General features: G+C 70.1%; 14 protein-coding genes, 1 tRNA gene and 1 riboswitch. Of the genes, 8 read left to right on the forward strand and 7 right to left on the reverse strand.

The annotated features are described in order from the left end of the window. Positions 1-7: 7 nt before the first annotated feature. Positions 8-958 (forward strand): 4-hydroxy-3-methylbut-2-enyl diphosphate reductase, encoded by a 951-nt coding sequence (gene ispH, locus G582_RS0110145; RefSeq protein WP_028839742.1) that lies wholly within the window; start codon positions 8-10, stop codon positions 956-958. Between the two features lie 28 nt (positions 959-986). Beyond that, positions 987-1,062: transfer RNA gene (locus G582_RS0110150), tRNA-Thr, on the forward strand. A gap of 64 nt (positions 1,063-1,126) precedes the next feature. Here the strand turns inward: G582_RS0110150 and G582_RS0110155 are convergent. Then, complete coding sequence (locus G582_RS0110155) at positions 1,127-2,278, reverse strand: hypothetical protein (protein WP_156880425.1); 1,152 nt, start codon at positions 2,276-2,278, stop codon at positions 1,127-1,129. 150 nt (positions 2,279-2,428) lie between these two features. Between G582_RS0110155 and radA the strand changes: the two genes are divergently transcribed. Beyond that, positions 2,429-3,835, forward strand: coding sequence for a DNA repair protein RadA (gene radA / locus G582_RS0110160; RefSeq protein WP_028839744.1), 1,407 nt, complete (start codon positions 2,429-2,431; stop codon positions 3,833-3,835). Between the two features lie 22 nt (positions 3,836-3,857). Here the strand turns inward: radA and G582_RS0110165 are convergent, their stop codons facing one another. The 5 genes from G582_RS0110165 to G582_RS0110185 all read right to left on the reverse strand — a co-directional run bounded on the left by G582_RS0110165 (position 3,858) and on the right by G582_RS0110185 (position 9,687). After that, positions 3,858-5,423 (reverse strand): DHA2 family efflux MFS transporter permease subunit, encoded by a 1,566-nt coding sequence (locus G582_RS0110165; protein WP_038053738.1) that lies wholly within the window; start codon positions 5,421-5,423, stop codon positions 3,858-3,860. Positions 5,424-5,578: 155 nt separating this feature from the next. Continuing rightward, positions 5,579-6,799, reverse strand: a complete 1,221-nt coding sequence (locus G582_RS0110170; RefSeq protein WP_028839746.1) for an HlyD/EmrA/EmrK family protein — start codon at positions 6,797-6,799, stop codon at positions 5,579-5,581. A gap of 9 nt (positions 6,800-6,808) precedes the next feature. After that, positions 6,809-8,254: an efflux transporter outer membrane subunit gene (locus tag G582_RS0110175; protein ID WP_028839747.1), complete on the reverse strand. Its 1,446-nt coding sequence runs from the start codon at positions 8,252-8,254 to the stop codon at positions 6,809-6,811. A 4-nt stretch (positions 8,255-8,258) separates the two neighbouring features. Continuing rightward, entirely contained in the window at positions 8,259-8,714 is a 456-nt protein-coding gene (locus G582_RS0110180; protein WP_028839748.1) for a MarR family winged helix-turn-helix transcriptional regulator, read from the reverse strand. Positions 8,715-8,892: 178 nt separating this feature from the next. After that, positions 8,893-9,687, reverse strand: coding sequence for a cytochrome C assembly family protein (locus G582_RS0110185; RefSeq protein ID WP_028839749.1), 795 nt, complete (start codon positions 9,685-9,687; stop codon positions 8,893-8,895). Positions 9,688-9,777: 90 nt separating this feature from the next. On the opposite strand from G582_RS0110185, the gene G582_RS0110190 reads away from it, so the two are divergent. Beyond that, complete coding sequence (locus G582_RS0110190; RefSeq protein WP_028839750.1) at positions 9,778-10,110, forward strand: hypothetical protein; 333 nt, start codon at positions 9,778-9,780, stop codon at positions 10,108-10,110. Between the two features lie 6 nt (positions 10,111-10,116). Here G582_RS0110190 and G582_RS0110195 read toward each other — a convergent pair whose 3' ends face one another. Continuing rightward, entirely contained in the window at positions 10,117-10,521 is a 405-nt protein-coding gene (locus G582_RS0110195) for a hypothetical protein (protein WP_028839751.1), read from the reverse strand. Positions 10,522-10,641: 120 nt separating this feature from the next. Next, positions 10,642-10,791: riboswitch (molybdenum cofactor riboswitch) on the forward strand. On the opposite strand from G582_RS0110195, the gene moaA reads away from it, so the two are divergent. The 4 genes from moaA to G582_RS0110215 all read left to right on the forward strand — a co-directional run bounded on the left by moaA (position 10,782) and on the right by G582_RS0110215 (position 14,274). Next, entirely contained in the window at positions 10,782-11,762 is a 981-nt protein-coding gene (moaA, locus tag G582_RS0110200; RefSeq protein ID WP_028839752.1) for a GTP 3',8-cyclase MoaA, read from the forward strand. (Overlaps the previous riboswitch by 10 nt.) Positions 11,763-11,771: 9 nt before the next feature. Continuing rightward, complete coding sequence (moaCB, locus tag G582_RS0110205) at positions 11,772-12,770, forward strand: bifunctional molybdenum cofactor biosynthesis protein MoaC/MoaB (RefSeq protein WP_028839753.1); 999 nt, start codon at positions 11,772-11,774, stop codon at positions 12,768-12,770. Further along, positions 12,767-14,014, forward strand: coding sequence for a molybdopterin molybdotransferase MoeA (locus G582_RS0110210; protein WP_028839754.1), 1,248 nt, complete (start codon positions 12,767-12,769; stop codon positions 14,012-14,014). Before moaCB ends, G582_RS0110210 begins: the two co-directional genes overlap by 4 nt. Continuing rightward, positions 14,014-14,274, forward strand: coding sequence for a MoaD/ThiS family protein (locus G582_RS0110215; protein WP_028839755.1), 261 nt, complete (start codon positions 14,014-14,016; stop codon positions 14,272-14,274). Before G582_RS0110210 ends, G582_RS0110215 begins: the two co-directional genes overlap by 1 nt.

The raw sequence follows: 14,274 nt of genomic DNA on the forward strand, positions 1-14,274 counted from the left end.
TCGGCGCATGGATGTCCTGCTTGCCAACCCGCGCGGCTTCTGCGCCGGCGTCGACCGCGCCATCGAGATCGTCAAGCGCACGCTGGAAGTGTTCGGCGCGCCGATCTACGTGCGCCATGAAGTGGTCCACAACAAGTTCGTGGTCGATGACCTGAAGGCGCGCGGCGCTATCTTCGTCGAGGAGCTGGACGAGGTGCCGGATGGCGCCACCGTCATCTTCAGCGCCCATGGCGTGTCGCAGGCGGTGCGCACGGAGGCCGAGCGGCGCGGGCTGAAGGTGTTCGACGCCACCTGCCCGCTGGTGACCAAGGTGCATCTGGAAGTCAGCCGCACCAGCCGGCGCGGCCGCGACATGGTCCTGATCGGCCATGCCGGGCATCCCGAGGTCGAAGGCACGATGGGCCAGTGGCGCGAAGACGGTGAGGCGGGCCAGATCCACCTGGTCGAGGACATCGACGATGTGGCCGCGCTGGAGCTCAGGCAGCCCGACAACTGCGCCTACACCACCCAGACCACCCTGAGCGTGGACGACACCCGCGACATCATCGCCGCGCTCCGGGCCCGCCTCCCGAACATCCAGGGACCGAAGCACGACGACATCTGCTACGCCACCCAGAACCGCCAGGACGCGGTGCGCGACCTGGTGCGCGGCGGCTGCGACGCGGTGCTGGTGGTCGGCTCGCCCAACAGCTCCAATTCCAACCGCCTGCGCGAGCTGGCCCAGCGCGAAGGTGCGGCGTCGTGGCTGATCGACAATGCCGACCAGATCGACCCGGCCTGGGTCAGCGGCCACAAGCGCATCGGCGTGACCGCTGGCGCCTCCGCCCCGGAAGTGCTGGTGCAGGGCGTGCTGGCGCGCCTGCATGCGCTGGGCGCCGGCGACGTGCGCGAGCTGCGCGGCGAACCGGAAAGCATGGTGTTCGCGCTGCCCAAGGAACTGCGCCAGCTGGCGCCGTGACCCGGCAGCCGCTACAATCGCCGGCCACGCCGGAGTAGCTCAGTTGGTAGAGCACGTCATTCGTAATGATGGGGTCGTAGGTTCGATTCCTATCTCCGGCACCAGCAGCAACAAAAAAGCCGCCCTTCGGGGCGGCTTTTTTGTTCGTGGGCTTCCGGAACGTCGCGGCTACACCATCAGGTCGATCTGCTGCAGCGTGCCGGCGCCGCCGTCCTCGCGCAGGTACAGGCCGCTGGCCCGTACCGCGCCCTCCAGCGCGTTGGCGCCGTCCTTGAGTGCGAACGGGGTGTCCGCGTTGCCCAGGTAGATCGCACCGACGCCGTGCCGCAGCAGGCCCTGCAGGCTGTCCTTTCCGTCGCCGCCGCGGGTCCAGACCAGCAGCCGGTCGAACACCGCATCGTTCTGGTCGATCCAGCCGTTGCCGTCGCCGTCGTGCTGCGCCAGGTCGGCGAAGCCGTCGCTGCTCTGGGCGCCGAACAGTTCGCGGCCGTCGTTGATCCGGCCATCGCCGTTGTGGTCCAGCGCGATGAAGCCGCTGCCGGGGGCGACGAAGCGCATGGCGTCGGCGGTGCCATCGACATCCAGGTCGAACTTGAACGTGGTCTGGGCCAGTTGCGCGGCGGTGCCGTTGAAGTTGATCACCAGCGGGTCCTTCAGCGCGTCGCCGGCGCGCACCGACAGGCTGGTGTGGCTGAGGAACTCGCGGCTCATGTTCAACTCCAGCGCCAGCCGGATTTCCTTGCCGTCGGCGGTGCGCACGACCCCCTGCGCGGTGAATTGGCTGGCCTCGCTTTCGTAGTGGACTTCCTCCAGCGAGTAGGTCGCGCCCCAGCCGGCGCGGCCGTTGCCGACGGCGGCTTGCTGGGTTGCGCCCTGACGCGCGGCGGCGTCGGTCAGCGCCTGCGGCGGCGCCGTGTCGGCGCCCGCAGTGCCCAGTTCGCCGACGTCCACCACCTCGACCTTGCGCCCGGTGAGCTGCTCCACTAGCAGGCGCAGCAGGGTGACCTTGAGCTCGCCGATGTCTTCCGCGTCGGCATCCACCTCGCTGGCGGCCGCGGCGGCATCCACCGCGACCGGCGGCGACTGCGGCAGGCCCATCGGTGGCCCTATCGGCGGGCGCAGCGCCTCCTGGCTCAGGGTCAGGCGGGTGGTGCCGGCCTGCAGGCGCAGCGACTCGCTGGTGGATTCCAGCTGGACCTGCGTGCGGCCATTCGGCCCGTCACGCCAAGCATTGAGGGACTCATGGCGGCGCTGGTACTCCAGCGAGGCATGGCTGCCGGTGAGTTGCAGGTTGGAGCCGGTGATGATCATTGGCGTCACGGGGTGGGGGAGCCCACTGACGTTAGCGGCCGGGTGGCGGGGAAGTTGAGTGGCTTCCCGCAAGCCCGGATTTGAATCGCGAACGAGCGCGTCGCGGCCGGTGCGACCCGCGCCCGCTAAAGTGGCGGCATCCCGATTGCCGAGCCGCCGATGTCCAAGCCCGCCGCAAGCCCTTCCACCACCAAGCGCCGCAGCGCCTATGTCTGTGCCGAATGCGGCGCCGATTACGCCAAGTGGCAGGGCCAGTGCGAGGCCTGCGGGGCGTGGAACACGCTGGTCGAGATCGCCCTGGAAACCACGGCGCAGGCCAAATCGCCGGCGTCGCGCCGCAGCGGCTGGGCCGGTAAGGTGGACGCGCCGAAGATCATGGCGCTGGCGGACGTGCAGCTGGACGCGCGCGCGCGCGCCTCGACCGGCATCGGCGAATTCGACCGGGTGCTGGGCGGCGGGCTGGCCGAGGGCGCGGTGGTGCTGGTGGGCGGCGATCCCGGCATCGGCAAGTCCACCCTGCTGCTGCAGGCGTTGGCGCAGATGGCGCCTACCTGGCCCGGCCTGTATGTGACCGGCGAGGAATCGCTGGCGCAGGTGGCCGGGCGCGCGCAACGGTTGGGGCTGCCGCTGGAAGGCCTGAAGGCGCTGGCGGAAACCTGCGTGGAGCGCATTCTCGAACACGCCATTGCCGCCAAGCCGCGCTTGCTGATCGCCGACTCCATCCAGACCCTGTGGACGGACACCCTGACCGCCGCGCCCGGGTCGGTGTCGCAGGTGCGCGAGTCGGCCGCCCGGCTGGTGCGCTATGCCAAGGAAACCGGGACCGCGGTGTTCCTGGTCGGGCACGTCACCAAGGAGGGCGGCATCGCCGGTCCGCGCGTGCTGGAGCACATGGTGGATGCGGTGCTGTATTTCGAGGGCGATTCCGGCAGCCGCTTCCGGGTGCTGCGCGCGTTCAAGAACCGCTTTGGCGCAGTCAACGAGCTGGGCGTGTTCGCGATGTCCGACGGCGGCCTGCGCGAAGTCTCCAATCCCTCCGCGATCTTCCTGTCCGGCACCGGCGCGCCGCAGCCTGGCAGCTGCGTGATGGTCACGCGCGAGGGCACGCGGCCGCTGCTGGTGGAGGTGCAGGCGCTGGTGGATGCGTCGCCACTGTCCAATCCCCGCCGCGTCGTGGTGGGGCTCGAGGGCAACCGGCTGGCCATGCTGCTGGCGGTGCTGCACCGCCACGGCGGGGTGATGGTGGGCGACCAGGACGTGTTCGTGAACGTGGTCGGCGGCATCCGCGTGCAGGAAACCGCGGCCGACCTGCCGGTGCTGCTGGCGGTGCTGTCCTCGCTGCGCGATGCGCCGCTGGCCGACAAGACGATTGCCTTCGGCGAAGTAGGCCTGAGCGGCGAAATCCGGCCGGTACCCAATGGCGAGGAGCGGCTGAAGGAAGCGGCGACCCACGGTTTCAAGCGTGCCATCGTCCCCAAGGCGAATGCGCCCAAGTCGGGCAACTACAAGGGCATGCAGGTGGTGGCGGTGGAACGGCTGGCGGATGCGCTGGAAGTAGCCGGGTAAACAGGCGGCCGGGGCTGGATGCTCAGTGGCCGCCACCGGCGGGCGCGCCGCCGGTCTTGGCCCCGAACGGCGGCTTGGCCAACCACACGAACAGGATCACCGCCAGGAAGATGATCCCCAGCAGGTGGAAGATCTCGTTGAAGCCCAACTGCGCGGCCTGGTTGGAAATCATCCGTTCCAGCACCGCCGCACCGCGCTGGAGATCGCCGCCGCCGTACTGCGTCACCGCCTCCATCGCCGTGGGATCGAGCGTGGAGACGCGCTCGGTCATGTGCGCATGGTGCACCGCGCCGCGTTCGCTCCAGGCATAGGTGGTGAGCGAGGCGGCGAAGCTGCCGCCCAGGGTGCGCACGAAGGTGGCAAGGCCGGAGCCCGCGGCGATCTCGTGCGGCTCCAGGTCGGACAGCAGGATCTGCAGCACCGGCATGAAGAACAGCGCCACGCCCAGGCCCTGGAACAGCTGCACCAGCGCCACGTGCTGGAAGTCCACGTCGAGGTTGAAGTGCGAGCGCGCGAAGCTGGTCAGCGACATCGCGATGAAGGCGAAGCTGGCGAGGATGCGCAGGTCGAAGCGGTTGGCGTACTTGCCCACCAGCGGCGTCAGCAGCACCGGCAGGATGCCGATCGGCGCGGTGGCGAACCCCGCCCAGATGGCGGTGTAACCCAGGTTGCGCTGCAGCCACAGCGGCACCAGGATGCCGACGCTGAAGAACGCGCCGTAGGCCACGGTCATGGCGATGGTGCCGGAACGGAAATTGCGGTGGCGGAACAGGCGCAGGTTGACGATGGGGTCACTGTCGGTCAGCTCCCAGATCACGAACACCGCCAGCGCGATGGCCGAGGTGATCGCCAGCGCCACGATGGTGGGCGAAGAAAACCAGTCCTCGTCGTTGCCCAGGTCCAGCAGCACCTGCAGCGCGCCCACGCCCACCACCAGCGTGGCCAGGCCGATGTAGTCCATCTTCGGCTTTTCCAGCCGTTCCGGCCGGCCCTTCAGCTGCCGCCCGACCACCGTGCTGGCGAAAATGCCGATTGGGATGTTGATGAAGAAAATCCATTCCCAGCTGTAGTTGTCGGTGATCCAGCCGCCCAGGATCGGCCCGGCGATGGGCGCCACCACCGTCACCATCGCCAGCAGCGCGATCGCCTGGCCGCGCTTGGCGGGTGGGTAGATCGACAGCAGCAGCGCCTGCGTCACCGGATACATCGGCCCGGCCACGAAACCCTGCAGGGCGCGGGCGACCACCAGCAGGCCCATGCTGTGGGCGATGCCGCACAGGAACGAGGCGAACACGAACGCCAGCGTCGACCACATGAACAGCTTGCGCTCGCCGAACTTGCGGGTCAGCCAGCCGGTCAGTGGCAAGGCGATGGCGGTGCTGACCGCGAACGAAGTGATCACCCACGTGGCCTGGTTGGCGCTGCCGCCGAGGTTGCCGGAGATGGCCGGCAACGAGACGTTCGCGATCGTGGTGTCCAGCACCTGCATGAAGCTGGCCAGCGCCAGCCCCAGCGTGGTCAGCGCCACGTTCGGCGGGCGGAAATCGGAAGGCTTCGCCGTGGCCTCGCGGCCGGGCGGCAGGCCCATCGATTCTTCTTCCTGGGCGAGGGTCGTGGCCATGGGGGATCGCTATCGGGAAAGGTGCAGGAGCGGCAGCGCGCTGGCTGCCGGCGTGGCGGGATCCGTTGCCCGGGGGGAGGGGAGGAAACGGAGCGCCGCCAGCGCAACTCCTGCGGAAGGGGTCAGGAGGCGCGGGCCTTCGGCAGGTTGCCGGCGATGATGCGTTCGATCAGCGCGTCGGCATCGTGCAGCTGGCGGGCGTAGGCGTTGGTGGTCAGCACCGGCTTGTCGGCCGGCGCGGCCGGCAGCACCGCGCCGCCTTGGTCGTGGACATCGACATCCACCGCCATGCTCATGCCGAGGCGCAGCGGGTGGTCGCGCAGTTGCTTGGGATCCAGCTGGATGCGCACCGGGATGCGCTGCACGATCTTGATCCAGTTGCCGCTGGCGTTCTGCGCCGGCAGCAGGGCGAACGCGCTGCCGGTGCCCAGGCCCAGGCTGACCAGCTTGCCGTCGAATTCCACGTCACTGCCGTAGAGGTCGGCGGTGAGTTTCACCGGCTGGCCCAGGCGCATGTTGTGCAGCTGGGTTTCCTTGAAGTTGGCGTCCACCCACACGTCGTGCAGGGGAATCACCGCCATCAGCGCGCCGCCGGGCTGCACGCGCTGGCCCAGCTGCACGCTGCGCTTGGCGATGAAGCCGTCGACCGGCGCCACGATGGCGGCGCGCTGCAGGTCCAGGTAGGCCTGGCGCAGCTGCGCGGCGGCCGCCTGCACCTGCGGCTGGCTGGCCACGGTGGTGGCATCGACCAGCGCGCGGTTGCGCGAGAGCTGCCCGCGCGAGCCCGAAAGTGCGGCTTCGGCGGCCTGCAGCTGCGCCTGCGCATGCGCCAGCTCCTCGGCGGAGACCGCGCCGCTGGCGACCAGCCCGCTGCGGCGCGCGACGTCGGCGCGGGCCTGTTGCAGCGCCACCTCACGGGCGGCGATGTCGGCCTGCGCGCTGTCCACGCTGCTGAACAGGCCGCGTACCTGGCGCACGGTGGCGGCCAGGTTGGCCTCGGCATGCGCCAATGCCACCTGTGCATCGTTGGGATCCAGCTGCACCAGCACCTGGCCGGCCTTCACCCGCATGCCGTCGTCCGCGTTGATGGACACCACCGTGCCCGGCGTCTGCGCGGTGACGCTGACGATGTTGCCCTGCACATAGGCATCGTCGGTGTCCTGGTGCCAGCGGGCGACCAGCAGGTAGTAGGCCAGCCAGGCGGCGGTGGCGACCAGCACGAGGATCAGCAGCGCCAGCAGCGCGCGGCGGCGCTTGCCCTGCGCGGGCGTGCGGGTTGGCTGCGACGGCGGCAGCGGGGCGGCCGGGCCGGTGGAGGTGTTCGGCGTGGTTTCGGTGGTCATGGGCGCGCGTCAGTGGGAGGCGATGGGGGCGGGTGCTTCGACGGTGGTGCCACCGCCAAGCGCCTGGTCGAGGTCGATGGCGGCCGCGTAGCGCTGGCTGCGCACGGCCGCCAGCTGTTGCTCCGCCTGCAGCAGCGGCTTGCGTGCCGCCAGCAGGTCGAGCCGGTTGGCCAGTCCGGCGCGCTGGCGCTGCTCCACCACCTGCGCGGTGGCAGCGGCGGCGCTGCGGGCCTGTTCCAGCGCGGCCGCCTGGGCGTCCAGCGCGCGGATGGCCTGCACGGCGTCGGTCACCTGGCGCAGGCCGTCGATGACGGTGCGGTTGTAGTCGGCCACGGCGAGGTCGTAGTCGGCATCTCGTGCGGACAGATTGCTGCGCAGCTGCCCGCCATCGAAGATCGGGAGGCTCAGCGCCGGCCCGCCGAAACCGAGGAAGGCATCGCTGTCGAACAGGCCGCTGAAGCCGGTGGCGGCAAGCCCCACCAGCCCGCTCAGGTCAATGCTGGGACGGAACCGCGCCTTGGCCGAGGTGATGCCTTGCGCGGCGGCTTCCACCCGCCAGCGGGCGGCGACGACATCCGGACGATGGCCCAGCAGCTCGCTGGGCAGCACCGACGGCAGCGCCGGCGCGGGCGTGTTCAGCAGTTGCGGGGGCTGGATCGCCAGCCCGCGATCCGGGCCTTGCCCCACCAGGGCTGCCAGCGCGTTGCGCAGGGCAGCGATGCGCTGCCGTGCGGCTTCCTGTTGGGCCTTGGCAGCCGCCGCGATGGCCTCGCTGCCGCGCAATGCGGACTGGTTGTCGAGTCCGGCGGCAATGCGCTGCCGCCCCAGCGTGACCAGCTCGTCGGCGCGCACCTGTTCGCGACGCGCCAGCTCAAGGTCGTCGAAGGCTTGCGCCAGCGCCGTGTAGCTGCGCGCGACGTTGGCCGCGAGTGCCAGCCGGGTCGCCTGTGCATCGACCTCGCTGGCGCGGGCCTGGCCCAGCGCGGCCAGATAGTCGGCGCGCTTGCCGCCCCAGACATCCAGCGGCCAGTCGAACTTCAGCATGAGCACGGCGTTGTGCAGCGGCTGGCCACCCAGTTCTTCGCCGGCGAGGCCAGCGGGCAGTTGGGCCGCCGCGTATTGCGCGCTGGCGCCCACGCTGGGCCTGCGTGCGGCGTCGGCCAGCCCGGCCTGCGCTTGGGCCTTGCGGACACGCGCCGCAGCGGCATCCAGCGTGGGACTTCCGGCAAGCGCTTCATCGACCAGCGCGTCCAGCTGGCGGTCGCCAAAGGCTGTCCACCAGCGGTCGGTCGGCCACGCGGCAGCCGGCAGCGCAGCGGCGGCGAGGGCGCGCTCAGCGTGCAGGTCTGCCGGCTGGCGCGTGGTTGTCTGCGGGGCGAGACCAGCGGTACTGGCACAGCCGGCCACCAGCAAGGCTCCGCCCAGGGCGGTGGCGAGGATCGGAAATGGGCGCATGGGATCAGTCCGGGGAAAGCAGGTTGTCGCGGGCTTGTTCAAGCAGCGCGGTCAGTTGCGCGCGGGTGGCGTCGTCCATGCCGTGGAAGGCGCGTTCGCGGACGCGTGCCCCGCACTGGTCGACATCACGCCACATGTCGCGGCCGGCATCCGTCAGGTCGATATGCAGGGCGCGGCGATCCCGTGGATCGGCCACCCGCGTCAGGATCCCGCGTGCTTCCAGGCGGTCCAGCAGGCGGGTCATCGCGCCGGGATTGAGGTCGGCGGCGCGGGCCAGGTCGGTGACGCTGGCGGTGCCGCAGGCCAGCTTTTTCAAGGTGACATATTGGCTGAAGGTCAGCGCATGCCCGGCCGAGGCGAGCTCGCGTTCCATGCGCGCCCACATGGCATCGCGCAGCTGGCGGAACAGCAGGCCCAGCGAAGAACTGCAGGCGCTGGCAGAGGGGTGCGGGGTGTTCATGGGCAATATTTTGTTTTGATGCGCAATAGTTGTCAATGCAAATATTGGCACTGCAAACGTTTTCGCCCGGCCGGAGCAGGGTGATACGTGGTCAGGAATGGAGTTACCTGGAATTTTCGGCGGTGCTGCAAACCGGCTGGAGTGGCGGCGATGACCTCAGGCCCGCTGGTGGGTCGCCTCAGGCAGTGCGGTGCAACACCAGTTCCAGCACGAACTTGCTGCCGAAGAACGCCAGCACCAGCAACGCCATCGCCGCCAGCGTCCAGCGCACCGCGGTGGCGCCGCGCCAGCCGCGCCGCCAGCGGCCCAGCAGCAGTGCGCCGAAGGCCAGCCACGACAGCACGCTGAGCACGGTCTTGTGCACCAGGTGCTGGGCCAGCAGGTTTTCCACGAACAGCACCCCGGTCAGCAGGGTGGCGGTCAGCAGCACGAAGCCGACGGCGATCGTGCGGAACAACAGGGTTTCCAGCTCGGTCAGCGGCGGCAGCGCGCGCAGCCAGGCGTGGAATTCACGCCGGCGCAGGGCGCGTTCCTGTGCCCACAGGAACACCGCCAGCACCGCCGCCAGCGCCAACGTGGCGTAGGCCAGCAGGGCCAGCCAGGCGTGCAGCAGCATCCGCCAATCCAGCGGATCTGGTGCCGCGGCGTGGCCATAGAAGCGGTAAGCCAGCAGCACCAGTGCGGCCAGCGGGAACACCACCACGCCCAGCGCGCGCATGCGCCCGGTGGCGGCAACCAGTGCGGTCAGTGCGGCCATGCCCAGCCCCACCAGCGACAGCGCGGCGAAGAAGTGCAGGTCGGTGGCGCCGCTGTCGCGCCAGGCCAGGTAATGGGCCAGTCCGTGCAGCAGCACCGCGGCATCGGCCGGCAGCAACCAGCCGCGCCCGCCGCTGCCCTGACCGCGGCGGGCGTCCAACGCCAGCCAGACGGCGGCTGCAAGGTACAGAACGACGGCGGACAGGACGATCAACATCCGGCAAGTGTCGCACAGCGACACGCCATCCCAGAACGCCCGGACACGGTGCTATTCTGGCGGCAACACCACCACCACTGGGGAGTTCCGATGCACGCTTCGCATGCCATCCATCTGCCCGAACGCAGCCCACTGTGGAAGGTGTTCTGGCTGTACGGCGTCCTGCCCAGCAACCTGCTGTGGCTGGCCGTGGCCTGGCTGGTCGATCACAACCAGCTTCCGGGCGCCACCCTCGGCCTGCTGGTGTTCCTGCTGGGCTATACCGCCTGGATCGTCGCCGCGGTCTGGAAGGCGGCGCCGAATGCGAAAGACCCGCGCTATGGCGTGATGGCGCAGGCGCTGACCGTGGCCTGGGCGATCAACACCGTGCTGATCGCGTTCTTCCTCGGCCTGCAGATGGTGCGCGCGTTGGTCGGCGGCTGAGCCGGCTCAACCGAACTGCACCACCTCGCCCCGGCGGTCGAAGGTTGCGAACTGCGCCACTCGGCCGTCGTTGATCGCGTTCACCATGAAGCGCAGCGGCTGCGCGGCTTCGTCCGCGCTCGGGGCGATGCCGGCGCGACCCGCCAGCCCACCGACGAACAGCAGGTCCCAATCCTGACCGGTGGCCTTGGACTCCTCGGCCAGCGCCTCGAAGCTGGCGATCTCTTCCGGCGTCTTGTCCACGCACAGGCAGGGCGAGAGCGTGCCGCCTTCGCGCCGCTCGAAGCGTTCGCGCTGCTCGGCGGTGGCGTTCTGCGGCAACTCGACCTTGGCGAACACCAGCAGCAGGCGCTGCGGTTCCGGCTGCTGGCGGGCGGCGTCGAGGAGATCCTGAAAGCTGGCAAGGCTCATGGCGGTGCAGGGGCTGTGTAGGGAGGCGCGAAGCTAACACGCCCTCGCGCCCGTGGCGGCGCCGACGCCCGCGAATATTGATCGCAGTCAAGCGCGCAGCCTGCGCCGGGGCTAAGCTGTCGCCGTACTACCTCCAAGCCCCCTTGCCTGGGTTCGTTCGCGAATACGGCAAAGGGGCCGTGGCATCGGCCGGAAGGCCGCCGCCACCGGGTCGAATCCGGAAACGGACCGGCCTCCCGCGTTTGGACTGGAGCGACAACATGGCAACCCTCGTGGACGGCTTCGGCCGCACGTTCCCCTATCTGCGGCTCTCGCTCACCGAGGCCTGCAACTATCGTTGCAGCTACTGCCTGCCGAATGGCTATCAGGCCGACGGGCGGCCCGGCTTCCTGACACTGGAAGAAGTCCGGCGGCTGGTGCGCGGCTTCGCGGCGGTGGGCATGCGCAAGATCCGCCTGACCGGCGGCGAGCCCAGCCTGCGCAAGGACCTGGCGTCGATCATCGCCGCCGTCTCGGCCACGCCGGGCGTGCAGAAGATCGCCCTGACCACCAATGGCTGCCTGCTGCCCCGGCACGTGCGGCTGTGGCGCGAAGCCGGGCTGACAGCGCTCAACGTCAGCCTCGACAGCCTGCAATCGGCGCGCTTTGCCGCCATCACCGGCCATGACCGTTTCGACGAGGTGATGGAAGGCATCGAGATCGCGCAGACCCTCGGCTTCGATGCGGTCAAGCTCAACGCGGTGCTGCTGCGCGGCTTGAACGACGACGAGCTGCCGGCGTGGATGGACTTCCTGCGCGGCCGCGACGTGTCGATCCGCTTCATCGAGCTGATGCGCACCGGCGACAACCAGGCCTATTTCGAACGCCACCACTACCGCGCCGAGGCGCTGGAACAGCAGCTGGTCGATGCCGGCTGGACGCTGCGCCCGCGCGCCGCTGACGCTGGCCCGGCGCGCGAATACGCGCACCCGGACTATCGCGGGCGGATCGGCATCATCGCCCCGTATTCGAAGGATTTCTGCGCCGGCTGCAACCGCCTGCGGGTGACCGCCCGCGGCGACCTGCGGCTGTGCCTGTTCGGCGATTTCGGCATCCCGCTGCGGCCGCTGCTGCAGTCGGATGAAGACCACGACGCGCTGGTGGCACGCATCGCCACCCAGCTGGGCCTGAAGGCCGCGGGCCACGGCCTGCACGAGGGCAACACCGGCATCACCCCGCACCTGGCCTCAATCGGCGGATAAACACAATCCATGACGACCCCACGCGACGCGGCCTTCTACATGGCCGACATCCGCAACAAGCGACCGACCCGCCGCCGCGCGGTGGCGGTGGGTGAATTCCTGCCCGGACCGGACGGGTTCGCCACCGTGGTCGAGCGCCGGCTGCCCAAGGGCGATGCGCTGGTGATGGCGGAAATCGCCGGCCTGCAGGGGGCGAAGATGGCCTCCATGCTGATGCCGCTGTGCCACCCCATTTCGCTGGAACTGGTGCGCGTGCGCTGCGTGCCGGTGCCGGAGCGCCACGCCATTCGCGTGTACTGCGAATGCGCGCTGGAGGCCCGCACCGGCGTCGAGATGGAAGCGCTGGCCGGCGTCAACGCGGCCCTGCTCACGCTTTACGATCTGACCAAGCCGGTCGAGCCGGCACTGGCGATTTCCGGCATCCGCCTGCTGTTCAAGGAAGGCGGCAAGAAGGGGCTGTGGGTGCATCCCGACGGGATGAGCGACGACGAGCGCGCGCACTACCAGCCGCGCGACCTGGCCCGCCTCGATGGCGTGCCGTGCGCGGTCATCACCCTCAGCGATCGCGCCAGTTCCGGTGAATACGAAGACCGCTCCGGCCCGGTGCTGGTGGAGGCCCTGCGCAGGCTTGGTGCCGACGTCGGCCACATCGAAGTATTGCCCGACGGCATCGACCCGCTGGCCGAGCGCCTGCGCGCGCTGGCCGCCAGGGGCGTGCGCCTGTGCCTGTGCAGCGGCGGCACCGGCCTGGGCCCGCGCGACGTCACCCCGGAAGCGCTGCGGCTGGTCGCTGATCGCCCGGTGGAAGGGCTGGCGGAAATGCTGCGCAGCGAGAGCGCCAAGCACACGCCGCTGGCCTGGCTCAGCCGCGCCGAAGTGGTGCAGCTGGACGGCATGCTGGTGTTCGCGCTGCCGGGCAGCCCGCGCGCGGCGCAGCAGTGCATGGACATGCTGCAGCCGCTGCTGGCGCACGCGCTGGCGATGCTCGACGGCAGGCCGCACCCGTGATCGGCTACGACGAGGCGCTGGCGCTCATCCAGCGCGAGGCGAAGCCGCTGCCGGTGGTAGCGCGCACGCCAGTGCCGGGACAGGTGCTGGCCGAGCCGGTGCACAGTGGCGAAGACCTGCCGCCGTTCGACAATTCCGCGATGGATGGCTTCGCCCTGTTTGTTGGCGAGACCAGCGCGTCGGCGGGCGCCGAGCTCGAGGTGCTGGGCGCGCAGGCGGCGGGCGATGCGCAGGCCGCAGCGCAGGGCGGGGCCTGGGAAATCATGACCGGCGCGCGCATCCCGGATGGACTGGATGCGGTGATCGCGGTCGAGCAGGTCGAGGTGCTGGCCCGCGATGGCGACGGCAAGCCCGCTCGCATCCGCCTGCAAGCCGATGTGCCGCCCGGCCAGCATCTGCGCCGGCACGGCGAGGACGTGCGCAAGGGCGATCGCTTCCTCGCCGCCGGCACCCGTCTGGATGCCCCGCAGCTGATGCTGCTGGCGGCGCTGGGCGTGCCGCTGGTCGACGTGCATGCAACCCCGCGGGTGGCGCTGCTCAATACCGGCCGCGAGCTGGTGGACGATCCCGCGCAGGCGCTGGGCTCCGGCGAGATCCGCAACAGCAATGGCCCGTACCTGGCCCGACGGATTGAACAAGCGGGTGCTGAAGTGGTGCTGCGGCAGACCGTCAGCGACGACGCCGAGGCCTTCTTCATCGCCATGGAGCAGGCGCGCTCGGCCGGCGCTGAGCTGGTGCTGAGCACCGGCGCGGTGTCGATGGGCCGCTACGACTTCATCCCGGGTGCGCTGCGCAAGCTCGGCGCGACCCTCCATTTCCACAAGGTGGCGATCCGTCCCGGCAAGCCGCTGCTGTTCGCCACCCTGCCCAACGGTGCGCTGTTCTTCGGGCTGCCGGGCAACCCGGCCTCCAGCGCGGTGGGGCTGCGCTTCTTCGTCGAGCCGGCGCTGCGGGCGATGCTGGGGCTGGCGCCGGAGCGCCCGCTGCGGCTGCCGCTGCTGGGTGGCTACCGCAAGCGCCATGCGCTGCGCTTCCACCTCAAGGGCCACGTGGCGCTGGATGGCGACGGCCGGCTGCAGGCGCGGGTGCTGCCGGGGCAGGAGTCGTTCCGGATCGCGCCGCTGGCGCACAGCAATGCGTGGATCGTGATCGATGCCGCCGCCGGCGACCTGGAAGACGGCGCTCTGGTCGATGTGTATCCGCCCGGGCATCTGCTCGGGCTGCAACTGCAGGGACAAGGCTGATGGATGTGCAAGTGAAGCTGTTCGGGGCCTTCCGCGACTGCCAGCCGGAGCCGCAGGTAGTGCTGGCGCTGGCCGAGGGCGCCCTCGTGGCCGACCTGCGCGCCGCGCTGGAGGCGCATGGCCGGGCGCACTGGCCGAACTTCAACCCGGCGCTGCTGGCGCGTTCCGCCTTCGCCAGTGACACCTCGGTACTGCGCGATGCGCAACCGGTACCGGCCGGTGTCGGCATGGCGATCCTGCCGCCGGTCAGCGGGGGCTGA

The organism is Thermomonas fusca DSM 15424, assembly GCF_000423885.1.
Classification (GTDB): domain Bacteria; phylum Pseudomonadota; class Gammaproteobacteria; order Xanthomonadales; family Xanthomonadaceae; genus Thermomonas; species Thermomonas fusca.